This is a genomic window from Microbacterium maritypicum, from assembly GCF_041529975.1.
GTDB lineage: Bacteria > Actinomycetota > Actinomycetes > Actinomycetales > Microbacteriaceae > Microbacterium.
Genome location: NZ_CP168030.1, coordinates 2152053 through 2177366, shown reverse-complemented (window position 1 = coordinate 2177366; position 25314 = coordinate 2152053). Strand labels below are relative to the sequence as shown.

21 protein-coding genes are annotated in these 25314 nt (G+C 69.2%); 7 read left to right on the top strand and 14 right to left on the bottom strand.

Annotated elements, in window-relative coordinates:
- Positions 1–17: 17 nt before the first annotated feature.
- Both ACCO44_RS10570 and ACCO44_RS10565 read right to left on the bottom strand, forming a co-directional pair.
- A complete protein-coding gene (locus ACCO44_RS10570) occupies positions 18–1358 on the bottom strand; it encodes a class II 3-deoxy-7-phosphoheptulonate synthase (protein ID WP_029261547.1) in 1341 nt (446 codons plus the stop codon).
- Between the two features lie 48 nt (positions 1359–1406).
- Positions 1407–2096: a 1-acyl-sn-glycerol-3-phosphate acyltransferase gene (locus tag ACCO44_RS10565; protein WP_029261546.1), complete on the bottom strand. Its 690-nt coding sequence runs from the start codon at positions 2094–2096 to the stop codon at positions 1407–1409.
- A 150-nt stretch (positions 2097–2246) separates the two neighbouring features.
- Between ACCO44_RS10565 and ACCO44_RS10560 the strand changes: the two genes are divergently transcribed.
- Positions 2247–4079: a long-chain fatty acid--CoA ligase gene (locus ACCO44_RS10560; protein ID WP_029261545.1), complete on the top strand. Its 1833-nt coding sequence runs from the start codon at positions 2247–2249 to the stop codon at positions 4077–4079.
- Positions 4080–4141: 62 nt separating this feature from the next.
- On the opposite strand, the gene def is transcribed toward ACCO44_RS10560, so the two are convergent.
- From def to ACCO44_RS10545, 3 genes are all read right to left on the bottom strand, one after another.
- Positions 4142–4633: a peptide deformylase gene (gene def, locus ACCO44_RS10555; RefSeq protein ID WP_029261544.1), complete on the bottom strand. Its 492-nt coding sequence runs from the start codon at positions 4631–4633 to the stop codon at positions 4142–4144.
- Complete coding sequence (locus tag ACCO44_RS10550; protein WP_372466528.1) at positions 4633–6474, bottom strand: MinD/ParA family protein; 1842 nt, start codon at positions 6472–6474, stop codon at positions 4633–4635. Before ACCO44_RS10550 ends, def begins: the two co-directional genes overlap by 1 nt.
- Positions 6475–6542: 68 nt before the next feature.
- Positions 6543–9950 carry a pyruvate carboxylase gene (locus ACCO44_RS10545; protein WP_372466527.1) on the bottom strand — a complete coding sequence of 1136 codons (3408 nt, stop codon included), beginning with the start codon at positions 9948–9950 and terminating at the stop codon, positions 6543–6545.
- 93 nt (positions 9951–10043) lie between these two features.
- Here ACCO44_RS10545 and ACCO44_RS10540 point away from each other — a divergent pair, with 93 nt between their 5' ends.
- Positions 10044–10856: a ParA family protein gene (locus ACCO44_RS10540; RefSeq protein ID WP_029261541.1), complete on the top strand. Its 813-nt coding sequence runs from the start codon at positions 10044–10046 to the stop codon at positions 10854–10856.
- A 75-nt stretch (positions 10857–10931) separates the two neighbouring features.
- Here the strand turns inward: ACCO44_RS10540 and ACCO44_RS10535 are convergent, their stop codons facing one another.
- The 3 genes from ACCO44_RS10535 to ACCO44_RS10525 form a co-directional block, all read right to left on the bottom strand.
- On the bottom strand, positions 10932–11477 hold the full coding sequence (locus tag ACCO44_RS10535) for a MerR family transcriptional regulator (RefSeq protein ID WP_029261540.1): 546 nt from the start codon (positions 11475–11477) through the stop codon (positions 10932–10934).
- Positions 11478–11577: 100 nt separating this feature from the next.
- Positions 11578–12264 (bottom strand): MerR family transcriptional regulator, encoded by a 687-nt coding sequence (locus ACCO44_RS10530; RefSeq protein WP_372466526.1) that lies wholly within the window; start codon positions 12262–12264, stop codon positions 11578–11580.
- Positions 12264–12749 carry an FHA domain-containing protein gene (locus tag ACCO44_RS10525; protein WP_029261538.1) on the bottom strand — a complete coding sequence of 162 codons (486 nt, stop codon included), beginning with the start codon at positions 12747–12749 and terminating at the stop codon, positions 12264–12266. The genes ACCO44_RS10530 and ACCO44_RS10525 overlap by 1 nt, the downstream gene beginning before the upstream one ends.
- 101 nt (positions 12750–12850) lie before the next feature.
- Here ACCO44_RS10525 and ACCO44_RS10520 point away from each other — a divergent pair, with 101 nt between their 5' ends.
- Both ACCO44_RS10520 and lpdA read left to right on the top strand, forming a co-directional pair.
- Positions 12851–13501: a copper resistance CopC family protein gene (locus tag ACCO44_RS10520; RefSeq protein ID WP_105710205.1), complete on the top strand. Its 651-nt coding sequence runs from the start codon at positions 12851–12853 to the stop codon at positions 13499–13501.
- A gap of 9 nt (positions 13502–13510) precedes the next feature.
- Positions 13511–14908: a dihydrolipoyl dehydrogenase gene (lpdA, locus tag ACCO44_RS10515; protein ID WP_372466525.1), complete on the top strand. Its 1398-nt coding sequence runs from the start codon at positions 13511–13513 to the stop codon at positions 14906–14908.
- Between the two features lie 66 nt (positions 14909–14974).
- On the opposite strand, the gene ACCO44_RS10510 is transcribed toward lpdA, so the two are convergent.
- The 6 genes from ACCO44_RS10510 to ACCO44_RS10485 form a co-directional block, all read right to left on the bottom strand.
- Entirely contained in the window at positions 14975–16096 is a 1122-nt protein-coding gene (locus ACCO44_RS10510) for an FAD-dependent oxidoreductase (RefSeq protein WP_372466524.1), read from the bottom strand.
- On the bottom strand, positions 16083–16817 hold the full coding sequence (locus ACCO44_RS10505; protein ID WP_372466523.1) for a methyltransferase domain-containing protein: 735 nt from the start codon (positions 16815–16817) through the stop codon (positions 16083–16085). Before ACCO44_RS10505 ends, ACCO44_RS10510 begins: the two co-directional genes overlap by 14 nt.
- Complete coding sequence (locus ACCO44_RS10500; protein WP_372466522.1) at positions 16814–17974, bottom strand: type III polyketide synthase; 1161 nt, start codon at positions 17972–17974, stop codon at positions 16814–16816. Before ACCO44_RS10500 ends, ACCO44_RS10505 begins: the two co-directional genes overlap by 4 nt.
- 63 nt (positions 17975–18037) lie before the next feature.
- On the bottom strand, positions 18038–18652 hold the full coding sequence (locus ACCO44_RS10495; RefSeq protein ID WP_372466521.1) for a CYTH domain-containing protein: 615 nt from the start codon (positions 18650–18652) through the stop codon (positions 18038–18040).
- Complete coding sequence (locus ACCO44_RS10490) at positions 18645–18860, bottom strand: hypothetical protein (protein ID WP_029261531.1); 216 nt, start codon at positions 18858–18860, stop codon at positions 18645–18647. Before ACCO44_RS10490 ends, ACCO44_RS10495 begins: the two co-directional genes overlap by 8 nt.
- A 51-nt stretch (positions 18861–18911) precedes the next feature.
- Positions 18912–19382: an A24 family peptidase gene (locus ACCO44_RS10485; RefSeq protein ID WP_262001168.1), complete on the bottom strand. Its 471-nt coding sequence runs from the start codon at positions 19380–19382 to the stop codon at positions 18912–18914.
- A 131-nt stretch (positions 19383–19513) separates the two neighbouring features.
- Between ACCO44_RS10485 and ACCO44_RS10480 the strand changes: the two genes are divergently transcribed.
- From ACCO44_RS10480 to ACCO44_RS10470, 3 genes are read left to right on the top strand one after another with little or no spacing between them, the layout of a single operon-like run.
- Positions 19514–20296 (top strand): hypothetical protein, encoded by a 783-nt coding sequence (locus tag ACCO44_RS10480; protein WP_372466520.1) that lies wholly within the window; start codon positions 19514–19516, stop codon positions 20294–20296.
- Entirely contained in the window at positions 20293–21831 is a 1539-nt protein-coding gene (locus ACCO44_RS10475) for a DNA polymerase Y family protein (protein ID WP_372466519.1), read from the top strand. The genes ACCO44_RS10480 and ACCO44_RS10475 overlap by 4 nt, the downstream gene beginning before the upstream one ends.
- A complete protein-coding gene (locus ACCO44_RS10470) occupies positions 21831–25298 on the top strand; it encodes an error-prone DNA polymerase (protein WP_372466518.1) in 3468 nt (1155 codons plus the stop codon). The genes ACCO44_RS10475 and ACCO44_RS10470 overlap by 1 nt, the downstream gene beginning before the upstream one ends.
- Positions 25299–25314: the final 16 nt, after the last annotated feature.

Here is a 25314-nt window from a genome sequence, read left to right as displayed (position 1 = left end):
CCTCTTCGTCTACAGCGTCAGCGCTTCTCGAGCTCCTCGGCCACGAGGAACGCCAGCTCCAGCGACTGCATGTGGTTCAGGCGCGGGTCGCACAGGCTCTCGTAGCGGGTCGCCAGCGCGGCCTCGTCGATCTGCTCGGACCCGCCGAGGCACTCGGTGACGTCGTCCCCGGTGAGCTCGACGTGGATCCCGCCCGGGAACGTGCCGACCGCACGGTGCGCCTCGAAGAAGCCGCGCACCTCGTCGACGACGTCGTCGAAGCGACGGGTCTTGTATCCGGTCGGCGTGGTGATGCCGTTGCCGTGCATCGGGTCGGTGACCCACAGCGGCTGCGCCCCGGAGTCACGGACGGCCTCGAGCAGCGGCGGCAGAGCGTCGCGGATCTTGCCCGCACCCATCCGCGTGATGAAGGTGAGCCGACCGGGCTCACGCTCGGGGTCGAGCTTGTCGATCAGGGCGAGCGCGGTCTCGGGCGTCGTCGTCGGTCCGAGCTTCACTCCGATCGGGTTGCGGATCTTGGAGAAGTAGTCGACGTGCGCGCCGTCGAGCTCCCGCGTGCGCTCGCCGATCCAGAGGAAGTGCGCGGAGGTGTTGTACGGGGTGTCGGTGCGCGAGTCGATGCGCGTCATCGGACGCTCGTAGTCCATCAGCAGGCCCTCGTGGCCGGTGAAGAACTCCACTCGCTTGAGCTCATCGAAGTCGGCACCCGCCGCCTCCATGAACTTGATCGCACGGTCGATCTCGGCCGCCATGCGCTCGTAACGCTGGTTGGCCGGGTTCTGCGCGAAGCCCTTGTTCCACGAGTGCACCTCGCGGAGGTCGGCGAACCCACCCTGCGTGAACGCACGGATCAGGTTCAGCGTGGATGCCGCCGTGTGGTACCCCTGCAGGAGACGAGCAGGGTCCGCCGTGCGGGATCCCTCGGTGAAGTCATAGCCGTTCACGATGTCGCCGCGGTACGCGGGCAGGGTGACCTCGCCACGCGTCTCGTTGTCGCTGGAGCGCGGCTTGGCGAACTGACCGGCCATGCGGCCCATCTTGACGATCGGCATCGACGCACCGTAGGTCAGCACCACGGCCATCTGCAGCACCGTCTTGATGCGATTGCGGATCTGCTCGGCCGTCGCTCCCGCGAAGGTCTCGGCGCAGTCTCCGCCTTGCAGGAGGAACGCCTGCCCGGAGGCGGCGCGCGCGAGGCGCTCGCGGAGGTTGTCGACCTCACCCGCGAACACCAGCGGCGGGAGGCCTGCGATCTGACGGGAGACGTCGGCGACGCGGTCCGCGTCGGGCCACTGCGGCTGCTGCTTGATGGGAAGCGAGCGCCATGCATCAAGGGCTTCGATGTGGTGCGGGAGCATGCGTTCCAGCCTAGTGGTCGCGCGTACTGCCCAGACGCGCGCCGAGGGCTATGTGACGCGGGTCGGGAGGCGGTCTTTGACCGTCGACGCGTAGACGTCCTCGTAGGTCTGCTCGCCGAGGCGCTGCAGGGCCACCATGATCTCGTCGGTGACCGATCGGAGGATGTAGCGGTCGTTCTCCATGCCGGCGTACCGGGAGAAGTCGAGAGGCTCCCCGATCACGATGCCGACGCGCACGATGCGCGGCAGGCGCCTGCCGATCGGCATGGCCGTGTCGGTGTCGACCATGATCACGGGGACCACGGGGACCTTCGCCTCGAGCGCCATCCGGGCGATGCCCGTTCGACCGCGGTACAGCTTGCCGTCGGGGCTGCGCGTGCCCTCGGGGTAGATGCCGAGCAGGTCGCCACCGCCGAGCACCTGAAGCCCCGTGTTCAGGGAGGCCTCCGAGGCCTTGCCGCCGGACCGGTCGATCGGGATCTGACCGGTGGCCTTCATGAAGAACTTCGTCGCCCAGCCTTTGAGTCCGCGCCCGGTGAAGTAGTCGCTCTTCGCGAGGAAGGACATCGACCGGTCGATGACCAGCGGCAGGAAGATGGAATCGGCGAAGGAGAGGTGGTTGCTCGCGAGGATCGCCGCACCGTTCGCGGGCACGTTGTTCCGCCCCACGATCCAGGGGCGGAAGACACCCTTGACCACGGGGCCGATAACGACGTACTTCATCAGCCAGTAGAACATCGAGGTGAAGTCTAGCGCCGCCGCGCCCCGTGCCTCGGAGTTCTCGCGTTCTCGACCTCAGGAGCGACTGAGTCTCACCTCGGGCGCGACCCGATTCCATGCCCTACACTCGAAGGACACCCGTGCCCGACCGGTACCGAAGGAGCTGCCGTGGTCCAGTTTGAAGTCCCCGCGATCGTCCCCGCCGATCCCGACGCGAACGTCGCCGACCTGCTGGTGAAGCGCGTCGAAGCCACTCCGGATCGTGCGCTCTTCTCCGTGCCCGACGGCGACGGCTGGCGCGACATCTCCGCAGCCGACTTCCAGACGGCCGTCGTCGCTCTGGCGAAGGGCTTCGCCGCGGCCGGCATCCAGCCCGGCGAGAAGGTCGGCTTCCTCGCACGCACGACGTACGAGTGGACGCTCGTGGATTTCGCGCTCTTCTACGCCGGCGCGGTGATGGTGCCGATCTACGAGACCAGCTCGCCGTCGCAGATCCAGTGGATCCTCGAAGACTCCGGTGCGATCGCTCTGATCGTGGAGACCTCCGAGCACTTCGCACGCGTCGATGAGGTGCGCGGGGACCTGCCGCTGCTCCGCGAGGTCTGGCAGCTGCACCTCGGCGCCATCGACACCCTGACCGCTCAGGGCGCCTCGGTGACCGACGCGGAGATCGAACGACGCCGTACCCTCGCCGTCGGTTCCGACATCGCGACACTCATCTACACCTCCGGCTCGACCGGGCGGCCGAAGGGGTGCGTGCTCACGCACAGCAACTTCGTCGAGCTGTCCCGCAACTCGGCCAAGGCGCTCGACGCCGTCGTACAGACCCCCGGCGCTTCCACGCTGCTCTTCATCACCACGGCGCACGTGTTCGCGCGCTTCATCTCGATCCTCGACATCCACGCCGGGGTGCGCACCGGTCACCAGCCGGACACGCGCCAGCTCCTGCCCGCGCTCGGGTCGTTCAAGCCCACCTTCCTTCTCGCCGTGCCCCGCGTGTTCGAGAAGGTGTACAACTCCGCCGAGCAGAAGGCCGAGGCCGGGGGCAAGGGCAAGATCTTCCGCGCCGCGGCCGACGTCGCCATCGAGCACTCGAAGCTGTTGGAGGCGGGCAAGAAGATCCCGTTCGGGATGAAGCTCAAGTTCGCCCTCTTCAACAAGCTCGTGTACAGCAAGCTCCGCGAGGCGATGGGCGGCAACGTCGTGTATGCCGTCTCGGGCTCCGCTCCCCTGGGCTCGCGGCTGGGTCACTTCTTCCACAGCCTCGGCGTGGTCATCCTCGAGGGATACGGTCTCACCGAGACGACGGCACCCGCGACGGTGAACCTGGCGGACAAGTCCAAGATCGGGACCGTCGGCCCTGCGCTCCCGGGTGTGGGCGTGCGCCTCGCCGACGACGGCGAGATCGAAGTGCGCGGCATCAACGTGTTCAAGGAGTACTGGAACAACCCCGAAGCGACGGCGGAAGCCTTCAGCGAGGGCGGCTGGTTCCACACCGGTGACATCGGCAGCTTCGACTCCGAGGGCTTCCTCACGATCACCGGACGCAAGAAGGAGATCATCGTCACCGCCGGCGGCAAGAACGTCGCTCCCGCAGCACTCGAGGACCCGATCCGCGCCAACCCGATCATCGGACAGGTCGTCGTGGTGGGCGACCAGCGTCCGTTCATCTCGGCGCTCGTCACCCTCGACCCCGAGATGCTCCCGACGTGGCTCGCGAACAACGGCCTCGAGGCGAAGATGTCGCTCGAGGACGCGTCCAAGAACGCCGCTGTCCGTGCCGAGGTGCAGCGAGCGGTGGACATCGCGAACGCCCACGTCTCGCGTGCCGAGTCGATCCGGAAATTCACGATCCTCGACTCGGAGTGGACGGAGGCTTCCGGTCACCTGACGCCGAAGCTCTCGATCAAGCGCAACGTCATCATGAACGACTTCGCCGACGAGATCGCCGCGATCTACGACGAGCCCGTCGCCACGACCAACGTGGCGATCGGCGGCTGACGCTCCGACGGACTATCTTCACGAAGAAGGGCCCCGCTCGCGCGGGGCCCTTCTTCGTATGTTCAGAACCAGGCGCTCTCGCGGACCTCGCGCATGGCGATCTTGCGGGTCTCCGGGTCGAGACGCGTCAGGAACAGCTTGCCGTCGAGGTGATCGGTCTCGTGCTGCAGCGCCTGGGCGAGCAGCCCCTCGCCCTCGAGCACCACGGTCTCGCCGTCGAGGTCGATGCCCTCGACGCGCGCCCACGGGTAGCGCTGGGCATCGTGCCAGAGGCCGGGAACCGAGAGGCATCCCTCCCCCGTCGGCTGCGGCTCACCGCGCACCTCGGTGAGGACGGGGTTGAGCACGTACCCGATGTCGCCGTCGATGTTGTAGCTGAAGGCGCGGAGCGCGACACCGATCTGCGGGGCGGCGACGCCGGCACGTCCGGGGAGTTCGACGGTGTCGACGAGGTCGGCCACGAGCGCCCGCACACCGTCGTCGATCTCGTCGATCGGTGCGCAGACGCTGCGCAGAACCGGGTCGCCGAAGATGCGGATCTCACGAACCGCCATCAGGCAGCCTTCGCCCGCAGGCCCTCGACCAGCAGTGCCGCCAGCTCTCGGGCGGCGATCCGGGTCTCCGGGAGCAGGTTCGCGAACACGATCGTCCCTCCACCCGCGATCTGCGGGTCGTAGGGGACACGGACGACGCTGCGGGCACGGGTGGCGAAGTGCGCCTGGAGTTCGTTCAGTCGCACCAACGGGGTTCCCGGCGTCGACTGGTTGAGAACCACGATCGCGTCGCGCGCCTGCTCCGCATAGCCGTTGGTCTCGAGCCAGGTGAGGGTCTCGGAGGCCAGCCGGGCCTCGTCGACGCTGAGTCCGGAGACGATGACGATCTGATCCGCGAGGTCGAGGGTCGCCGACATCACCGAGTGGACGATGCCGGTTCCGGTGTCCGTGAGGACCAGGGAGTAGTAGTGCGCGGCGACACCGGCGACGTCACGGTAGTCGCTGTCGCTGAAGGCCTCGGCGATGCGCGGGTCGGAGTCGGAGGCGAGCACGTCGAGTCGTGTCGCGTCCCTGGCGACGATGGCCGAGATGTCGTGGTATCCCTTGACGTCGTCATGGATGCGGACGAGGTCGCGTACGGACTTACTGTGGTGCGGACGCACGATGCGCTCCGCGAGCGTGCCCCGATCAGGGTTGGCGTCGACAGCGATCACACGATCCTCGCGCGCGTCGGCCAGAGCCATGCCGAGCAGCGCGGTGATCGTCGTCTTGCCGACTCCCCCCTTGCGCGAGAGCACCGGGACGAACCGCGCTCCGCCGGCGAGCGGAGCGGCGATCCGCGCCGACAGGGCCTTGCGCTCGCGCGCACGGCGTCCGTCTCCGATGTTGATGCGCCGCCCGGAGACGGCATAGAGGAAGTGGCTCCACGCGCCTTCCGGTTCGGGCTTCGCGAGCCGGTGCGGGTCGAGCAGCCGGTCGGCGGTCAGCAGGTCAGCCGACTCCCTCGAGGCATCGCCCAGGTCGTCCAGACGTTTGGACGTGAGCGTGACGTCGACGCGCGGAGCGGGTCGGACGGGCTGGGAGGCGACGGACTTGTTCTCATCGGGAGTGGACACGGACCTGTTCTCCTTCTCGACGGACGCTCTGGCAGGCACGGACGCAGCGGGCGCCGGTGCAGCGGGCACGGACGCAGCGGGCGCCGGTGCAGCGGGCGCCGGTGCGGCGTCGGCCTTCGCTCTGGCGAGGAAGCGTTCCGCAGTGGCCGCCTCTTCGGACTGCTCGTCGTCGTCCGGCGTATCGACGAGCGCGGTGGCGTCGGGTTCTTCGATGACCACGGCATCGATGATGTTCTCCGAACGCGGATGGACCAGCGGAGGCGAGGACACCGGGGCCTCGTCGATCGCGGCGGCGTGGACGACCGCCGACTCGACGACCTCGGCCTCGGGCTCGGGCTCGTCGACCGCGGGCTTCTCGACCGCGGTCTCGTCGACCCCTCTCGCCGGACGCCCGAGATCTTCGACCTTCTTCGGAGCCGGGACCGGGGTCGGGATCGGGGTCTTCGCCGCTGCCTTCTGCTTCTTCGGCTTCTTCGCGGGGGCCGCACGCTCGGCCGGAGCGGCGGTCGCCTCCACGGCGGGCTCCCCCGAGGCCAACGGCTTCGCCGCGGACGCGGGCGCCACCGCGGGCTGCACGGCAGCGGGAGGGTCGATCACGAGGTCGCCGACCACCTCTCCCTCGACGACCCCGTCGTCGGTGAGGTCGTCATCCTCGTCCTTGGGCAGCGTCACGCTGACCTGCGCGGTCCCGCCGAGGATGCCGATGCCGGCCGTGTCGAGTGACGCGGCTTCATCGAGCACCCCCAGCGGGCTCTCGTCGGGGTCAGTGATGTTCTTCGGTGTCACGATCTCGCTCCCAGCCTGTGCGGGCCTCGGGTATGCGCACATGGTGCGCAGGCCTCGCCCGCACAAGGTTAGTGCGCGGGGCGGATCACGACCAAAAGATCTCCGGCATCCACCTGCTGCGTCTCGGCGATCGCATGGCGCTCGATGACGCCGTCGACGGGCGCGGTGATGGCCGCTTCCATCTTCATCGCCTCGATCGACGCGACCGGCTCCCCGGCCCGCACTGCGGCGCCGACTTCGGCCTTCAGAGTCACGACCCCCGAGAACGGAGCCGCGACCTGCCCGGGAACAGAGGTGTCCGCCTTCTCCACCTCGTGCGCGTCGACGACGATCGAGCGATCGCGCACGAACACGGGGCGGAGCTGTCCGTTGAGCGTCGTCATCACGGTCCGCATGCCCTTGTCGTCCGCTTCACCGATCGCTTCGATACCGACGTAGAGCTGCACTCCCCGATCGATCTCGATCATGTGCTCCTGCCCTGCGACCAAGCCGTAGAGGTAGTCGCTGGTGTCGAGCACGGAGAGATCGCCGAAGAGCTCACGGCGCTGGGCGAATTCCGCGGTCGGTCCGGGGAACAGCAGGGTGTTCAGTCGTGTCCGCCGCTCGGCGCTGGTTCCGGCGAGTGCTGCCTCGTCCTCCGAGGTGATCTCCGTGAGACCGAGCCGCACCGAGCGTCCGGCGAGAACCTTCGTCCGGAAGGGCTCCGGCCACCCGCCGGGCAGATCGCCCAGCTCGCCCGCCATGAAGCCGACGACCGAATCCGGCACGTCGTACTTCTCCGGGTTGGCCTCGAAGTCGGCGGGATCCGCCTTCACGGCTGCGAGGTGAAGGGCCAGGTCGCCGACCACCTTGGAGGAGGGAGTCACCTTCGGCACGCGTCCCAGGATCCGGTCGGCGGCTGCGTACATGTCCTCGATGAGCTCGAAGTCGTCCGCGAGGCCCAGCGCCTTCGCCTGCTGACGCAGATTCGAGAGCTGACCGCCGGGGATCTCGTGGTGGTAGACGCGCCCCGTCGGCCCCGGAAGCCCGGACTCGAACGGAGCGTACGCCCGACGCACCGCTTCCCAGTACGGCTCGAGGTCGGACACGCCGTCGAGCGAGATCCCGCTGTCCCGCTCGGTGTGCGCGAGAGCTGCGACGAGCGAAGACAGGGACGGCTGGCTCGTGGTGCCGGACAGAGGTGCCGACGCCGCATCCACGGCATCGACGCCGACGGCGCTGGCTGCGAGGAGCGTGGCCAGCTGACCGCCCGGCGTGTCGTGCGTGTGCAGATGCACCGGGAGGTCGAAACGCTCACGCAGCGCTGCGACGAGCTTCGCCGCGGCCGCCGGGCGCAGCAGGCCCGCCATGTCCTTGATCGCGATGATGTGCGCGCCCGCCTCGACGATCTGGTCGGCCAGCTTCAGGTAGTAGTCGAGCGTGTAGAGGTCTTCTGCGGGGTCGAGCAGGTCGCCGGTGTAGCAGAGCGCCACCTCGGCGACAGCCGTGCCCGTCTTGCGGACGGCCTCGATCGCCGGTCGCATCTGCTCCACGTCGTTGAGCGCGTCGAAGATGCGGAAGATGTCGACACCACTGGCAGCCGCCTCCGCGACGAACGCCTCGGTGACCGCCGTCGGGTAGGGCGTGTAGCCGACCGTGTTGCGGCCGCGCAGCAGCATCTGGATCGCGACGTTCGGCAATGCGGCACGCAGCTTGTCGAGCCGCTCCCACGGGTCCTCGCCCAGGAACCGCAGGGCGACGTCGTAGGTCGCGCCGCCCCAGGCCTCGACGGACAGCAGTCCAGGGGTCAGCCGCGCCAGGTACGGAGCGGCCGCGACGAGGTCCTTCGTGCGGACCCTCGTCGCCAGGAGGGACTGGTGCGCATCACGGAAGGTGGTGTCGGTGATCGCCAAGGTGGTCTGCTCGCGGAGGCTGCGGGCGAAGCCCTCCGGCCCGAGTTCGAGAAGCCGCTGACGAGAGCCGGCCGGCGGTTCCGTGGTCAGCTCGACCGTCGGCAGCTTCGACGAGGGATCGATCACTCCCGGGTGGGCGCCGTGCGGCTTGTTGACGGTGACATCGACCAGCCAGTTCAAGTACTTCGTCCCGCGGTCCTTCGACACCCGCCCGCGCAGAAGCTCGGGCCGCTCGTCGATGAACGAGGTGCTCACATCGCCCGCGATGAACGCGTCATCCTCCAGCAGCGCCTGCAGGAAGGGGATGTTGGTGGAGACGCCGCGGATGCGGAATTCCGCCAGGGCGCGACGCGCTCGGGCGACGGCGGCGGGGAAGTCGCGACCACGGCAGGTCAGCTTCGCCAGCATGGAGTCGAAGTGCGGGCTGATCTGTGCCCCCTGGTGCACGGTTCCGCCGTCGAGACGGATGCCGGCGCCGCCGGGCGAGCGGTAGGTCGTGATCTTTCCGGTGTCGGGACGGAAGCCCTGCGTCGGGTCCTCCGTCGTGATCCGGCACTGCAGCGCCGCGCCACGCAGATGCAGATTCTCCTGCTGCAGGCCCAGGTCGGCGAGGGTCTGCCCGGACGCGATGCGCATCTGGCTCTGCACGAGGTCGACGTCGGTCACCTCCTCGGTGACCGTGTGCTCCACCTGGATGCGCGGGTTCATCTCGATGAAGACGACCTCGCCCGTGCGCTCCCCCGCCGTCTCGAGCAGGAACTCGACCGTGCCGGCGTTCTCGTAGCCGATGGACCGCGCGAACGCGACCGCGTACCCGTGCAGCGCGGTGCGGACGCTGTCGTCGAGGTTCGGAGCCGGAGCGATCTCCACGACCTTCTGGTGACGTCGCTGCACCGAGCAGTCGCGCTCGAACAGGTGCACGGTCTCGCCGGTCTTGTCCGCGAGGATCTGCACCTCGATGTGCCGCGGGCGCACGACCGCCTGCTCGAGGAACATCCGGGCGTCTCCGAATGCGCTGGCCGCCTCGCGCATGGCCTCGGCCAGCGCGGGGGCGAGATCACCGAACGTCTCGACACGGCGCATGCCGCGACCGCCGCCGCCGGCGACCGCCTTGGCGAAGAGCGGGAACCCGATGTCCTCCGCCTGGGCGACGAGAGCATCGACGTCGTCGGAGGCTTCCGTGGATCGGAGGACGGGCACGCCCGCCTCGATCGCATGACGCTTCGCCTCGACCTTGTTCCCCGCCATCTCCAGGACTTTGGAGGGCGGACCGATGAACACGATGCCGTTGGCTGCAGCCTTCTCGGCCAGCTCGGGGTTCTCCGAGAGGAAGCCGTATCCGGGGTAGATCGCATCCGCTCCCGATTCGAGAGCGACGCGGATGATCTCGTCGACGTTGAGGTATGCGCGCACCGGATGGCCGCGCTCCCCGATCTCGTAGGCCTCGTCGGCCTTGAGCCGATGCACCGAGCCGCGGTCCTCATGAGGGAACACCGCGACGGTGCGCGCCCCCACTTCGACTGCTGCACGGAATGCGCGGATCGCGATCTCGCCGCGGTTCGCCACAAGGATCTTCTGGAACATGCACACCTCTGAAAGCTCGATGCGCAGCGTTTTCGATGCGCATGGGGCGGGGCTGAGTGTTCCCTCAGCCTAGGGGAAGGTAACGTGGTGTCCGTGCACGTACTCAGCGTCAGCTCTCTCAAGGGGGGCGTCGGCAAGACGACCGTGACACTCGGGCTGGCCTCAGCGGCTTTCGCCCGAGGCGTCCGGACTCTCGTCGTCGACCTCGACCCGCAGTCCGACGTCTCCACCGGGATGGACATCCAGGTGGCCGGACGACTCAACATCGCCGACGTCCTGGCGAACCCGAAAGAGAAGGTGGTCCGTCAGGCGATCACCTCCAGCGGCTGGGCGAAGGTCCACCCCGGCACCATCGACGTGCTGATCGGGAGCCCTTCTGCGATCAACTTCGACGGCCCGCACCCGAGCGTGCGCGACGTCTGGAAGCTCGAGGAGGCGCTCGCCTCCGTCGAGGCGGACTACGACCTCGTGCTCGTCGACTGCGCGCCCTCGCTGAACGCCCTGACCCGCACCGCCTGGGCCGCGAGCGATCGCGTCATGGTCGTCACCGAGCCCGGTCTCTTCTCCGTGGCCGCCGCCGATCGCGCCCTCCGCGCCATCGAGGAGATCCGTCGCGGTCTCTCTCCCCGACTGCAGCCTCTCGGCATCGTCGTGAACCGCGTGCGCCCGCAGTCCATCGAGCACCAGTTCCGCATCAAGGAACTGCGCGACATGTTCGGCCCCCTCGTGCTCTCCCCGCAGCTGCCGGAGCGCACTTCGCTGCAGCAGGCGCAGGGTGCCGCCAAGCCGCTGCACATCTGGCCCGGCGATTCCGCCCAGGAACTGGCGGCCGACTTCGATTCGCTTCTCGACCGGATCATCCGCACCGGTCGGATCGCCGTGCCCGAGAGCGGTCCACAGAGCTGATCCTCCCCACGCGCACAGCGAAACGGCCACCCTCATCGAGGACGGCCGTTTTCTGTATGTCGGGGAGGCGCGGTGTCAGGCGGAGCGCTTGGTCCGACGGGCGGAGAGCTCGTCGACCGGATCCGGAGCGGTCGCATCGAATGCGACCAGCGTCGACTCCACCTCACGGAGGACCTTGCCGACGGCGATGCCGAAGACGCCCTGGCCGCGGCTCACGAGGTCGATGACCTCGTCGTTCGAGGTGCACAGGTAGACCGACGCACCGTCGCTCATGAGCGTCGTACCGGCGAGGTCGCGGATACCCGCACGTCGCAGCTCGTCGACGGCCGTTCGGATCTGCTGCAGCGAGATGCCCGTGTCGAGCAGGCTCTTCACGAGCTTCAGCACGAGGATGTCGCGGAAGCCGTAGAGACGCTGCGAGCCGGAACCGTTCGCCCCGCGAACGGTGGGTTCCACCAGCTCGGTACGCGCCCAGTAGTCCAGCTGACGGTAGGTGATGCCGGCGGCGCGAGCGGCGACCGCGCCACGGTAGCCGACCTCGTCATCCATGGCCGGAAGACCGTCGGTGAAGAGGAGTTCGGGTACGAACCGCGGGTCTCCTGCGAGCTCATCCGCATTCATCTGAAATCCTCCCTGGAACGGTTATCTTCCACGGTAGAGCAGTGCCTGGGCACCGGCAATCACATCCGCGGGACCGCGAAGGTGTGTCGCAACCAGTTCGTTACGAAAGCACTCGTGACAGTGCGTCCCTGACGAAGAGCGAGCGCACTTCGTCGATCTTCGTCGCCAGTTCGGGCGCGAGTTCGCTGGCCTTGGCGCGAGACGGTGCGTCCGTCCGACGCAGCAGCGCGGACATCGCCGATTCGATGAGCGCGACCTCGCGCTCCGCCCCCTGACGCAGGGAACGCAGGTGCCGCGGCTCGATGCCGTGGCGGTCGAGGGCGACGAGGCCGCGCAGCAGCGTGACCGTCGTCTCCTGGTAGCTCTCCTGCGCGATGATGACGCCGGTGCTGATCGCATCGTTGAGCAGCTGCGGGCCCGCACCGGCTGCGGCCAGCAGCTCGTCGCGACGGTATCTGCGCGGCGCCGGCGTGATCGAGGGCGGCGGAGCGAGCGGTGTCGCCTCCCCACCCGCATCGACGTCGTCGAGCTGCTCGCGGATCACGCTCAGCGGAAGATAGTGGTCGCGCTGCAGGGTGAGGCCGAGCCGCAGCCTCTCGATGTCCGACGCGGAGAACTTGCGGTAGCCGGACTCGGTTCGAGAGGGACTGACGATGCCCTGCACCTCGAGGAAGCGCAGTTTGCTGGAGGTGAGGTCGGGGAACTCCGGTGTGAGCCGAGCGAGGACCTGGCCGATGCTCAGCAAGCCCGCGGACGCGGAACGTTCGCGGGCGGGAGTAGCCGCCATCAGTCGTTCGCCGCCGCGCGATCGCGAGGGGAGGCGAAGAAGTTCAGGCGGAACTTGCCGACACGCAGTTCTGAGCCGTCCACGAGCGGGCTGCGGTCGACGCGCTCCCCGTTGACGTACGTTCCGTTGAGCGAGCGCTGATCGATGATCTCGAACGTCGACCCGGTGCGGGTGATCTCGGCATGACGACGGGACACGGTCACGTCGTCGAAGAAGATGTCGGCCTCCGGGTGACGGCCGACCGTGGTCACATCGGTGTCGAGGAGGTAGCGCGCACCGGCGAGGGCGCCGGAACGGACCAGCAGCAACGCCGATCCTGCGGGGAGGGCGCTGATCGCGCTCTGCTCCACATCGGTGAGTTCCACCCCGAACGGCACGAATGACAGGTCGGAATCGTGCCCGAACGTCTGCGTCACGTCATGTCTCTGCTCACCGGAACGGTGGATCGCGGCTTCTCCGGCCGGTCGGCTGTCGCTGTCAGTCACTGTGCCCTCCTTGGTTGTCCAGACTAACGGATGCCGAGGCCCTCGCGGGAGGCCGCTTTCGCACTCAGCCACCACATACCGGTGTTTCCTAGGGTGGAGCCGTGAAGACCAAAGCCCTGCGGCGCCCGGCGACCCCGATCGCCCTCGCCGCCACCCTGCTCGCTGCGTTCCTCGTTCTCCTCTCGCCGCTCTCGGCCTCCGCGCACGACGCGCTCGTGTCGTCGTCTCCGGCCGCGGACGAGTCCGTCGAGACCGTGCCTTCGGCGCTGACCCTCACCTTCAGCGCGAAGCTCATCGACGGCGACGGCGCGACCGAGGTCGTCGTCACCGGCCCCGACGGTTCCTCGATCACCGACGGCGCCGCGACGGTCGACGGCGCGATCGTCACCCAGCCGCTGCAGGGCTCGGGCCCGGCCGGCGAGTACCACGTCATCTGGAAGGTCGTCTCGAGCGACGGTCATCCCACCTCCGGCGAGTACTCCTTCACCGTGACCGTCGGCGACGACGCGGCTCCGACAGAGGAACCCACTGCCGCCCCCACGTCCGCGGCACCGACGGCCGAGCAGACTGCCGCCCCCGAGGCGACCACGACGCCGGCGGCGGATTCCGGTGACGCCGAAGGTGGGTCCCCGTGGATCTGGGTACTCGTGATCGTCGCGGTGCTGGTCGTCGCCGGCGTGGTCACGTGGATCGTCGTGAGCCGCCGTCGTGGCGGTTCCGCGACCGGTTCCGACGCCCCAGTAGAGCGATAGGCTTAAGGCATGCCACATTACGACGTCGTCATCCTTGGTGCAGGTCCTGGCGGATACGTCGCTGCGGTTCGCAGCGCGCAGCTCGGTCTGTCCACCGCCATCATCGAGGAGAAGTACTGGGGCGGTGTCTGCCTCAACGTCGGCTGCATCCCGTCCAAGGCGCTCCTGAAGAACGCGGAGCTCGCGCACACCCTGAATCACAAGGCTGATTTCTTCGGAATCTCCGGCGAGTTCACGATCGACTACGGCAAGGCGTTCGACCGCAGCCGCGTGGTCGCCGATGGCCGCGTCAAGGGCATCCACTTCCTGATGAAGAAGAACAAGGTGACCGAGTACGACGGTCGCGGCACCTTCACCGGCCCCAAGGCCATCTCGGTCGCCAAGGCCGACGGCTCGACTGAAGAGGTCACCTTCGACAACGTGATTATCGCGACCGGCTCCAAGGTGCGCCTGCTGCCCGGTGTGACGCTCAGCGAGAACGTCGTCACGTACGAAGAGCAGATCATGAGCCGTGAGCTGCCCGAATCGATCGTCATCGTCGGCGCCGGCGCCATCGGCATGGAGTTCGCCTACGTGATGACGAACTACGGCGTGAAGGTCACGATCATCGAGTTCCTCGACCGTGCGCTCCCCAACGAGGACGCCGACGTGTCGAAGGAGATCGCGAAGCAATACAAGAATTACGGCGTCGACATCCTCACCTCCACCAAGGTGGAGTCGGTCGTCGACAACGGCTCGTCCGTCACCGTCACCTACACCGCCAAGGACGGGCAGCAGTCGTCGATCAAGGCCGGCAAGGTCCTCATGTCGGTCGGATTCGCCCCGAACATCGAGGGCTTCGGCCTCGAGGCCACGGGTGTGAAGCTGACCGAGCGCGGCGCGATCGACATCGACGACCACATGCGCACCAACGTCGAGGGCATCTACGCCATCGGCGACGTGACCGCCAAGCTGCAGCTCGCCCACGTGGCCGAGGCACAGGGCGTCGTCGCGGCCGAGACCATCGGCGGCGCGGAGACGCAGACACTGGGCGACTACCGCATGATGCCGCGCGCGACGTTCTGCTCCCCGCAGGTGGCCTCGTTCGGCCTCACCGAGCAGCAGGCCAAGGACGAGGGGCGCGAGATCAAGGTCGCCACCTTCCCGTTCATGGCGAACGGCAAGGCGCACGGTCTGGGCGAGCCGGTCGGCTTCGTCAAGCTGATCGCCGACGCCGAGCACCTCGAGCTCATCGGCGCCCACATGATCGGCCCGGATGTCTCCGAGCTCCTGCCCGAGCTGACGCTGGCCCAGAAGTGGGACCTCACGGCCCTGGAGCTGGCCCGCAACGTGCACACGCACCCGACGCTGTCGGAGGCGCTGCAGGAGGGCTTCCACGGGCTCGCCGGCCACATGATCAACTTCTGATCCACCCCCTCGAAGGCCCGGTCCCGCGCACTGCGGACCGGGCCTTCGTGCGTCAGAGGCCGTACGTCAGAGACCGCGCATAGTGAGGAGTCCGGCCGTCCATCCTCGCACCGGCGGCGAGCCGAGTGCGCGCATCAGGAGCTCCCTGCTGCGGACCACGGGCATCGGCGCCGGAGCACCCATCGACATGTAGAACGCCGAGCGCCGCTGTGCGCGCGACGCAGAGCGCAGGACGTGCCACTCGAACCTCGCCAGCTCCGGCATCCGATGCGGCAGCGACCGCGCGAGCTCGGATGCGAGGCGTCGGGCATCCACCCACCCCAGGTTCATCCCCTGCCCGCCGATGGGACTGATCTCGTGCGCGGCGTCTCCGAGGAGCACGACCCGACCCCTGGTCAGCCGTGTCGCCCGGTGCTGTGCGGCGACGAAGGAAGTCGGCTCCGCGTCGGGCGGGAGCGGGATGGCGATCCCGGTGCGCGCCTCGATCACGGCGCGAAAGGCCTCGGGGTCACGCAGATCCCCGTCGGACCCTTCACGTACGACCCAGCGCCGCACTCCACCGGGAAGCGGGAAGGACTCGACGAGACCGGCGGGTTCGCAGTGCAGGACGGCATGCTCACCCGGTGAGGCGTCTGCGACGTCGAGCATCGAGTACGACGCGCGTCCCGGACGACGGCCCCAGCCGAGATCGAGATCATCGCGCAGACGGCTGCGCACCCCGTCCGCCCCCACGACGATCGACGCCGTGAACGTGCGCGGTCCCGCCCCGCTCTGCGTCAAGACCTGAACAGCATCGGCAGTCTCCCGCACACTCTGCACCGTGCACCCGGGGATCAACGCATCCGGGGAGAGCATCTGCAGGCGGGCTCGGAGCAGCGCACTCGTCCGCGGCTGCGGGAGGATCAGGACGGGGCGGTCCGGGCCGAAGGTCAGCGTCGCCAACGCCCGTCGGCGACTGCGCACCTCTCCGCCTTCGAGCCGCAGTGCTTCCGACCGGACGTCCGTCCCGATTCCGACCGCATCGAGAGCGTCCAGCCCCGGCCGATGGATGCCGATCGCCCTGGTCCGATCGTCGGCATCCGTGCGCCGCTCGCAGACCACCACCCGCAATCCGTCCTGCAGCAGCAGGCAGGCCAGGAGCAGACCGACGGGCCCTGCTCCCACTATCAGCACGTCATGATCGGGCACTGCCCTCCTCCCACCGCAGCTCCAGCCGCGAGGGCAGTCCCCCGCGGACGGTCCACCCGGTCGGAGCGATCGCCGTCAGCTCGGCGACCGTGTACGAGCGTCGGATGCTGATGAGACCGTCTTCGCGGATGAACGAGTCGGCGAGGAGGGTGCGCGAGATCGGCCAGGTCGCCGCGGCGAACAGCACGTGGGCGGTCCGGCTCCGGGCGATGTCGTGGTGGGACACCAGCCCGCCCGGCGCGACGAGCCGCATCGAGTCGCTGAGGACCGTCTGGAGCTCGTCCTCGTCCAGATGGTGCAGCACGTGGTTGGACAGCACGACGTCGTAGGTGTCGCCCGCGTCGACCAGCTCGGTGGTCAGCGCCCGTCGATAGCGGATGCCGGCGCCGCGGTCGTGCGCCGAGGCCCACCGGATCGCCCGCTCATCGGCATCGAGTGCGGTGATCTCGGCGTCGTACCCGTCGTGACGCAGCCGCCCCGCGAGCAGACGGCAGAGGTCTCCGCCGCCGGCGCCGACATCGAGGATGCGCAGCCGCCCCGCACGCTCCGCACGCTCCACACGCGGGAGGATATCGCGGCGATAGAGGGTGCCAGGACGCGAGACCAGCGCGTTCACGAAGCCGAAGCGTCCGTAGGTCCGCGCCAACATTCGCGCATCGGCGTGCGGGTCGTCCATCAGCTCACGGGTCTCGACGTCCCTGACCGCCAGGGCTGGACTCATGAGGCCGAGGGGGCGACGACGGTGAGCAGCGCGCTCTCGGCGGTCAGCCCCGGCCCGAAGGCCATCGCGGCGACACGCTCGCCCGCAGCCGCGCCCTCCTCCTCCAGGATGCGCTTGAGGACGAAGAGCACCGTGGCGCTGGACATGTTGCCGTTCTCGCGCAGCACTTCGCGGGCGGGGTGCAGCTGCGCATCGCTGAGATGCATCCGCTCCTGCACCCGGTCCAGGATGCTGCGGCCCCCGGGGTGGATCGCCCAGTGCTCGACCTTCTCCCCCACCCGCCCCGCCTCGAAAGCTTCGGCCATCTCCGCATCAGCGGAGTACAGCGGCCGGAGCGCGCCGATGATGGTCTCCCCGATGATCTGCGGGACGGCGGTGGAGAGGATCATCTCGAATCCGGTGTCGCCGATCGTCCAGGCCATGTCCTTCTCGCCCTCCGGGGCGATGGCCGTGTGGAACCGGTCCAACCGCAGGGCGGGTGATGTCGACGGAAGGTCGCGGGCCGTGACGATGCCGGCCGCCGCACCGTCGGCGAACAGCGAGGAGGCGACGATCGTGTCCGGGTTCTCCGAGGAGCGCAGATGCAGGGTGCACAGCTCGACGCTGACGACCAGGACGACCGCGTTCTCGTCGGCGATGCAGAACTGACTCGCTGCCCGCAGCGCCGGCATCGAGGCGTAGCAGCCCATGAACCCGAGGTGGAACCGCTGCACCGCATCGGACAGCCCGAGTGCGCGCACGATCTCGTACTCCGGCCCGGGAGCGTGGAACCCGGTGCAGGACACCGTGATGACGTGAGTCACATCCTCCGGGCCGATCTCGGGGTCGGCCTCGAGGGCCCGCCGCGCGACGTCGACGAAGAGCCGGGCGGCCTCTCGGGTGTAGATGTCGTTGCGCGCCTTCGTGCCCGGAGCCAGCAGCTCTCCGGAACGCCGGTCGAAGAAGACGGGATCGGCAACGTCGGATTCGAGCGACAACTCGTCGATCACGGTGTGGCGGCGGTCGATGCCCGAGACGTTGAACGATGTCGTGACGATCCGCTGCGCCAATCGTCCGAGGTCGGGCTGCTGGGCGAAGACGTCGCGCACCTGCTCCTGGACGAGGACGGTGTCGGGGACGATCGTCTGCAGCGATCGGAGCACAGGCGGTCGACTCATGCTGTCACTCAAGCACGCGGTGTCGTCCCGGGGAAAGGGGTTGCGTTCGACTCGGCCGTCTGACTAGAAGCCGAGGGCGCGGGCGAGCTTGGAACCGGATGCCGATTCCCGGCCTCCTGCGGCCAAAACCGCGCGCTCCACCGCATCGAAGAAGGCGGCGCGCGCCTCGTCGTCTGCCGGGGCTGCGGGACCGAGCTCCATCTCCCACTCGCGCCATTCGCGCTGCACGTCGCCTCGGAGATCCGTCGCCTGCACCCGGTCGTCGACGAACTCGGCCACGACTCCCGCGGGACCGGTGAGCAGGTAGGCGGTGCGGTCGTTGCGGATGCGGGCGAGCGGGGTGAGTGGCGCGGTCGTCCAGGCGGACACGGTGTCGGCCACGGCCCCGGGGAGCTCGTCGCCCTCGCCGAGCGGCCAGCCGAGTTCGAGCCGGCCGTCGCCCTCCCGCGGTCCCTTCACGTGCCAGCCCTCGTCCGGGCCGCCGGTGCGACGGCGCAGCGCCACCCCAGCACGGGCGAGATCGCCGTCGGCTGTGTCGAAGTACTGCGCGTCGAGCGCCCGGGCTTCCCCGGCGGTGACGGCGTCGACCCCGGGGATCGCTTCCCAGACCGGCAGCGGGGTCTCGCCGTCGACGTCGTATTTGCGCTCGACCTCGACCGTGCGGGACGGTTCAGTCATCGTCGTTGAGAGTGAGATCCTCGAGAGACTCTTCGAACCAGTAGTCGACCTCGGTCGGCCCATCGTTCGGGCCGGTGTTGTGCGGTTCGCTGCGGCGGTTGTACACCACCTGCGTCTCGCTGTAGGGGACGATCAGCTTGTCGTCCGCGTCGCCGAGGGGGATGATCTGCCCGTCCAGCGGGCCGCCGTGAAGCCGTGCAAGTGCCATGTGCTTCAGGGTAGCCCCGACATCGGACTATCCGTGCGAGGCCCGGCGGATTCAGCCGAGGACGATGCCGAGGAGCGCGCCGATGATCATCCACGGTCCGAAGGCGATGCGGGTGGCCCCGTGTGCTCGGCGCAGGAGGATGAGCACGAGCGCGTAGAGCGCCCCGAGCACGAACGCCGAGGCGGCTCCGATCGCGAGCGACTGCCAGCCGTGCCAGCCGAGCACGAACCCGATGACCGCGGCGAGCTTCACATCGCCGCCACCCATCCCCGCACGACTGATCCCCCGCAGCACGGCGTAGAAGCCCCCCAGGATCACCATGCCGAGGAGGGCGCGGAGGAACGCGGTGCTCTGCCCCGTGACCAGGGCGTCGCCGGCACCGAGCACGATCAGGGCGGCGAGCGTCGGCAGCACGATGCGATTCGGGAGGCGGTGCGTGCGCGCATCGATCACGATCAGCCATCCACCGACGCCCGCCAGCATCACGTGCACGAGCGAGAGGAGGGCGAGCCGGGGATCCATACGCGCAGGTTAGGAGATCTGCGGGCCCGGTGCCGACGCCCTGTGGAGAACTCCGCCGATGTCCGATGTACGAACTATCGTCATCCACACGACTTGTTATATTAGAATATATCTTCGAGAAAGGATGCAGGGTGATCGGTCTCGATGCGCTGGCCTCCCTCTCGCCGGCGAGCGACTCCCGCGCGGGAGAAGTGCTGCGACTGCGCCGCGAGATCAGCCGGATGCAACGGCGGCGCAGCGAGCATACGCTCCTCCCCCTCGACCCCGCCTTCTCCGCCCTCCTCCCCGAGGAGGGCCTGCAGACCGGCACCTCCTACACCGTCTCCCCCTCGCCGAGCCTCGTGCTCGCACTGCTCAGCGCCGCATCGCAGAAGGGGCACTGGTGCGCCGTCGTCGGCATGCCGACACTCGGCGTCGAAGCGGCGGCCGCATTCGGCATCGATCTCGCCCGTCTGATCCTCGTCCCCGACCCGGGAGAACGCTGGCTCGCGGCGACCTCCGCGCTGGCCGAGGTCGTACCCCTGATCGTCGTGCACCCCGCCACACGGGCGCGGGATGCCGATGTCTCCCGTCTGAGCGCACGCCTGCGCGATCGCGGATGCACGCTCCTGGTCACCGAGACGCCCGGCACCGGACGGTGGCCGCAGAGCGAGGGGACGATACGCCTGCAGGACCCGCACTGGCACGGCCTCGGCGCCGGCTGGGGCCTGCTCTCCGACTGCACGGTGACCGTGACCGCGCAGACCCGGCACACCTCTCGCCCGTCGAGCGTGCAGGTGCGCCTGCCGGGAGGCCACGGCGCCGTCGAGACCGTCGGGGCCGAGCTCACCGCGCTGCCCGCGCTCCCGCCCGAGATCGTCGGGCAGGGCGATTCCGCACCGCCCGAACTCCTGCGATGGGCGGAAGCCGGATGAACAGCCCGCTCCGCGTGCTCGTGCTGTGGTTCCCCGACTGGCCCCTGCGGGCCGCGCTCGGCAGTCCGCCTCCGCACCCGCCCACCGCCCTGGTGCAGGCGAACACGATCGTCGCCTGCACCGCCTCCGCCCGAGAGCACGGCGTGCGCACCGGTCAGCGCCGCCGCGTCGCACAGGGGCATCTCTCCTCGCTGCGCGTGCTCCCCCACGACCCCGACCGCGACGAGCGTGCCTTCCTCCCCGTGCTGCACCTCATCGAGAAGCATGCGCCCGGGGTGACGCTGCTGCGACCGGGACTCGCGATCGTCCGCGCCCGGGGCATCTCCCGATATCACGGCGGGGAGGCGGAGGCGGCCGAGGCGCTCACCACCGTCCTCGCGGAGGCCGGTCTCCCCGAGGTGCGCATCGGCGTCGCGGACGGCCCGTTCACCGCCGAGATCGCCGCGCGGGGACCCACCCCCTGCACGGTCGTGCCGCCCGGCGGTTCCCGGGAGTTCCTCGCCCCCTACCCCGTGCAGGTGCTGCGCGACGAGCAGATCGCCGGTCTCCTCGTCCGACTCGGGGTGCGCACCCTCGGCGAGTTCACCGCGCTCGCCCCGCTCGACGTGCGCGACCGCTTCGGCGAACACGGCGCGCGCCTGCACGCACTCGCCGCCGGTGCCGACTCCCGTGCGCTGACGCCGCGTCCGCCCGACCCCGAGCTCGTTCGGGACATCGAGTTCGACTCGCCGTTGGCCGGAGCGGACCAGGTCGCCTTCGCGGTGCGGCAGACGGCGGATGCGGTCATGCTCGCACTCGGCGACGCCTCGGTCGTGTGCACGGAGGTGCGGATCGATCTCACCGATGACAACGGCGTGGTCTTCTCCCGGGCCTGGCTGCATCCGACGTGCTTCGACGCCTCCGATCTCGTCGACCGGGTGCGCTGGCAGCTGGAGGCACTGGCCGCGCAGTCGGCGAAGGAGCCGGTCGATGAGGCACGGGCGTTCGGCGGCATCATGGCGGTGCGCATCGTCCCCGCCGCCGTGGACGACGCCGCCCATCACCAGCCGGGGCTCTTCGGATCCGGCACCGACGAGCGCCTGCACCATGCGGTCTCCCGCGTGCAGACCATGCTGGGCCATCAGGGCGTCGTCACCGCCGCGGTCGCCGGCGGCCGCTGGCTCGCCGATCGGCAGGTGTTGACGCCCTGGGGCGAGCGCACGGTCCCCCCGCGCGACCCGGAATCGCCCTGGCCGGGGAGCCTGCCCGATCCGCTCCCGGCAGAGGTGTTCCGCCCGCCGCGTCCGATCGGAGTGCTGTCCGCGGACGAGACCACGATCACCATCGATGAGCGCGGGGCGCTCTCGAGCGATCCCGCCCGCATCGACGGGGCGGCCGTGCAAGCGTGGGCCGGCCCCTGGCCCATCCACGAGCGTCGCTGGTCGTCCGGCGGGGGCAAGCGCGGGCACCGACTGCAGATCGTCGACGACCGCGACCGCGCCTGGCTGGTCTTCCACACCGGCGAGCGCTGGTGGGCCGAGGGGAGGTATCGCTGATGGGCTGGCACAACCCGCCCCTCTCCTGGAAAGACCTGGAGCGCACCCTCAGCGGCGACGAGTCGCCCCCGCCCCCTCCCGGCGCCGAGCCGCGCGGCCAGCGGACGGATCCAGGGCCGGTGAGCCGGCGCCGCAAGCGCACTCCGCCCACCGCCATCGCTCGCCCCGAGGATGCGGTCCCCTACGCCGAGTTGCACGCCCATTCCTCGTACTCGTTCCTCGACGGCGCCTCCTCCCCCGAGGATCTCCTCGCCGAGGCCGACCGTCTCGGCCTGACCGCCCTCGCCCTCACCGACCACGACGGCTTCTACGGCGCTGCCCGCTTCGCCGAGGTCGCCGACCTCATGGAGAGTCCGCTGCAGACGGTGTTCGGAGCCGAGTTGTCGCTCGACCTGCCCGCACCGCAACGAGGCTCCGCCGATCCCGCTGGGGAGCATCTGCTGGTCCTCGCTCGCGGGATGGAGGGCTACCACCGGCTCTCGGGCGCGATCTCCGCCGCACAGCTGCGCGGTGGAGAGAAAGGGCGTCCCGTCTATGACCTCGACGATCTCGCCGCGCGCGCGGGCGGGCACTGGACGATCCTGACCGGATGCCGCAAAGGTGCGGTGCGCCGTGGGCTCGCGGCCGGAGACGCGGCCACTCCGCTGCGCTCCCTCGCCGACCTGTTCGGAGCCGACAACGTCGCCGTCGAGCTCTTCGACCACGGCGACCCCCTGGACACCCGCCGTAACGACGCCCTCGCCGATCACGCCCGTCGGATGCGGCTGCCGGTGGTCGCGACCAACAACGTGCACTACGCCACCCCCGCACAGGCACCGCTCGCCGAGGCGGTGGCCGCGGTCCGCGCGGTGCGTAGCATGGATGAGCTCGACGGCTGGCTGCCCGCACACGGCGGTGCGCATCTGCGCAGCGGAGCCGAGATGTCCGCCCGCTTCCAGCGCTACCCCGGCGCGATCTCGTACGGGCTCGAGCTGGCCGCGGCATCCGCATTCCCGCTTCGTCTCGCACGACCGGCGCTCCCCCAGCAGCAGGTACCGGAGGGGCACACGCCGATGAGCTGGCTGCGCCACCTGGTCTGGGAGGCCGTACCGTCGAAGTACCCCCGGCTGGACGACGCCGGCCACCGCCGCATCGAACGCGAGTTGGACGTGATCGAGGAGAAGGACTTCCCCGGGTACTTCCTGATCGTGCACGGCATCGTCGCCGAGGCGCGCAGACGCGGCATCCTCTGCCAGGGCCGGGGGTCGGCCGCGGCGAGCGCGGTCTGCTACCTGCTGGGGATCACCGCGGTCGACCCGATCCTCTACCGCCTGCCCTTCGAGCGATTCCTCGCGACCACGCGGACGGAGGAGCCGGACATCGACGTGGACTTCGACTCCGACCGCCGCGAGGAGATCATCCAGTGGGTGTACCGGGAGTACGGACGGGAGCGGGCGGCCCAGGTGGCGAACGTCATCCAGTACCGTCCGAAGAACGCGGTGCGCGACATGGCGAGGGCGCTCGGTCATTCCCCCGGGCAGCAGGACGCCTGGTCACGTCAGGTGGACGGCTGGGGCGTGGGGCTCGAGCCCGTCGAGGGTCATGACATCCCGGAGAACGTGCTCGCCTATGCGGGTGAGCTGCTGAAGGCGCCCCGTCACCTCGGCATCCACTCCGGGGGCATGGTGCTCACCGCGCGCCCGGTCGGCGAGGTCGTGCCGGTGGAGCATGCCCGCATGGAGAACCGCACCGTCATCCAGTGGGACAAGGACGACTCCGCCTTCATGGGCCTGGTGAAGTTCGACCTGCTGGGACTCGGGATGCTCGCCGCCCTCCAGCACTGCTTCGACCTGATCCGGGAGAACACCGGCGAGGAGTGGACGCTGGAGAGCATCCCCAAAGAGGAGGCGGGGGTGTACGACATGCTCTGTCGCGCGGATTCGATCGGAGTCTTCCAAGTGGAATCCCGCGCACAGATCGGCCTGCTCCCCCGGCTGCAGCCGCGCTGCTTCTACGACCTCGCCATCCAGATCGCGCTCATCCGTCCCGGTCCCATCCAGGGTGGGGCCGTGCACCCCTTCGTACGGCGCAAGATGGCGAAGGATCGTGTCGACGAAGAGAACCGGGGGCGCCGGGCACGGGGCGAGGAGCCCGTGGACTTCACGATCCCCTACCCGCACAGCGACCTGGAGAACATCCTCAAACGCACGCTGGGCATCCCGATCTTCCAGGAGCAGCTCATCCAGATGGCGACGGCCATCGGCGACTGCACGGCCGACGAAGCCGACCTGCTCCGCCGGGCCATGGGATCGAAACGCGGCCTGGAGAAGATCGAGAAGGTCAGGGACAAGCTGTACGCCGGCATGGCCAGGCGCGGCCTCGTCGATGAAGCGGCCGATCGCATCTACGCCCAGATCCAGGCGTTCTCCAACTTCGGCTTCGCGGAGTCGCATTCACTGTCGTTCGCTCTGCTCGTCTACGCCAGCTCCTGGCTGAAGCTGCACTACCCCGCCGCCTTCCTCGCCGGCCTGCTGCGCTCGCAGCCGATGGGCTTCTACTCGGCGTCGACCCTCACCGCGGATGCCCGACGGCACGGGGTGGAAGTGCGTCGTCCCGATCTGCACGTCTCGGGAGCGACGGAGATGCTGGAGCCTCTCGACGAGGGCGCGTCCATGCACGGGCCGACGGGGCGGGAGGACTGCCTCGACGATCCGCAACCGCCCACCCTCCGCTTCGACAGGGGGGCTCCAGACGAGTCCGCGACGCATCGGCGGGACGGTGGATCCGCGGTGCGACTGGGGCTCAGCGGCATCCGTGGGATCGGTGTGCCGATGGCGGAGAAGATCGTCGCCGAGCGTGAAGCGCATGGGCGTTACCGTGATCTGCACGATCTGGTTCGCCGGACGGATGCCACCGCCACGCAGCTGGAGGCGCTCGCCACCGCCGGCGCTTTCGACTGCCTGGGGCTGGAGCGCCGAGAGGCCATCTGGCTCGCCGGCGCCGCGGCGGACGACCGCTCCCGCTTCCTTCCGGGGACCACCGTCGCCGTGCAGCCGCCCCTGTTCGCGGATCAGACCAGCTACGAGCGGCTCTCGGCGGACCTCTGGGCGACCGGAGTGTCGACCGACGACCATCCGATGGCGCACTTCCGGGAGGCGCTGCGCACCCGCGGGGTGCTCACCGCCGCCGATCTGCAGGGCCACGAGGTCGGTCGCCGTATCGAGGTCGCCGGCCTCGTGACCCATCGCCAGCGGCCGGCGACGGCGTCCGGGATCACCTTCGTCAACCTCGAGGACGAGAGCGGCCTGGTGAACATCGTCTGCTCGGCCGGGGTCTGGAACCGTTACCGCCGTGTCGCCAGGGAATCACCGGCGCTCATCATCCGCGGCATCCTGGAGCGGTCGGCCGAGGGCGTGGTCAACGTGCTCGCCGACGGTTTCGAGGATATGCGCACCGGCCTCACGCATCGGTCTCGGGACTTCCGTTGAGGGCGACCACCCCGCA

Bases quoted from the DNA above. Each gene is read 5' to 3' on its own strand.
- ACCO44_RS10570 (WP_029261547.1), bottom strand. From the start codon at position 1,358: ATGCTCCCGCACCACATCGAAGCCCTTGATGCATGGCGCTCGCTTCCC.
- ACCO44_RS10565 (WP_029261546.1), bottom strand. From the start codon at position 2,096: ATGTTCTACTGGCTGATGAAGTACGTCGTTATCGGCCCCGTGGTCAAG.
- def (WP_029261544.1), bottom strand. From the start codon at position 4,633: ATGGCGGTTCGTGAGATCCGCATCTTCGGCGACCCGGTTCTGCGCAGC.
- ACCO44_RS10545 (WP_372466527.1), bottom strand. From the start codon at position 9,950: ATGTTCCAGAAGATCCTTGTGGCGAACCGCGGCGAGATCGCGATCCGC.
- ACCO44_RS10535 (WP_029261540.1), bottom strand. From the start codon at position 11,477: ATGAATGCGGATGAGCTCGCAGGAGACCCGCGGTTCGTACCCGAACTC.
- ACCO44_RS10530 (WP_372466526.1), bottom strand. From the start codon at position 12,264: ATGGCGGCTACTCCCGCCCGCGAACGTTCCGCGTCCGCGGGCTTGCTG.
- lpdA (WP_372466525.1), top strand. From the start codon at position 13,511: ATGCCACATTACGACGTCGTCATCCTTGGTGCAGGTCCTGGCGGATAC.
- ACCO44_RS10505 (WP_372466523.1), bottom strand. From the start codon at position 16,817: ATGAGTCCAGCCCTGGCGGTCAGGGACGTCGAGACCCGTGAGCTGATG.
- ACCO44_RS10500 (WP_372466522.1), bottom strand. From the start codon at position 17,974: ATGAGTCGACCGCCTGTGCTCCGATCGCTGCAGACGATCGTCCCCGAC.
- ACCO44_RS10495 (WP_372466521.1), bottom strand. From the start codon at position 18,652: ATGACTGAACCGTCCCGCACGGTCGAGGTCGAGCGCAAATACGACGTC.
- ACCO44_RS10490 (WP_029261531.1), bottom strand. From the start codon at position 18,860: ATGGCACTTGCACGGCTTCACGGCGGCCCGCTGGACGGGCAGATCATC.
- ACCO44_RS10485 (WP_262001168.1), bottom strand. From the start codon at position 19,382: ATGGATCCCCGGCTCGCCCTCCTCTCGCTCGTGCACGTGATGCTGGCG.
- ACCO44_RS10475 (WP_372466519.1), top strand. From the start codon at position 20,293: ATGAACAGCCCGCTCCGCGTGCTCGTGCTGTGGTTCCCCGACTGGCCC.
- ACCO44_RS10470 (WP_372466518.1), top strand. From the start codon at position 21,831: ATGGGCTGGCACAACCCGCCCCTCTCCTGGAAAGACCTGGAGCGCACC.